Genomic DNA, 380 nt, shown 5'->3' on the forward strand with positions numbered 1-380 from the left:
GTTCATCGTTCCGTTCCAAGCCGGTGGATCGTATGGTTATTTCAACGCCTCCATTTCCCTCTGTTTTTATCTCTACATTCTTGTTTTCTTCGTGCCCGGCGCTAAATAAGAGAGTTATCCCTTCATTTGTGACAACCCGCCGGTACTCAGCTGGTGGTGGAGTAGCCCCCTCAAATTTGAATGCTTCTGTGCTTATGTTCTTATTGGCGAGTTTGCTCTTGAAGGTTTTTAAAATTGCAGCCTCTGGAGCCACACCTTGCAATACGGCACCAAGAAACTCCTCTGGCTTTTCAAAATCAAAACCTTCAAGCCTTGACATGGCTGCACGTACGAACCGCTTAGGCGCTTTCGCAACTTCGGGAGGAACCTCACTCTTGTGC

At 47.6% G+C, this 380-nt stretch carries 1 pseudogene; it reads right to left on the minus strand.

The features are described 5' to 3' along the window. Positions 1-319: pseudogene (locus HV826_RS36610) on the minus strand (nucleoid-associated protein); the annotation flags it as partial. Positions 320-380: the final 61 nt, after the last annotated feature.

The organism is Myxococcus sp. AM010 (assembly GCF_013372585.1).
Taxonomy (GTDB): Bacteria; Myxococcota; Myxococcia; order Myxococcales; family Myxococcaceae; genus Myxococcus; species Myxococcus vastator.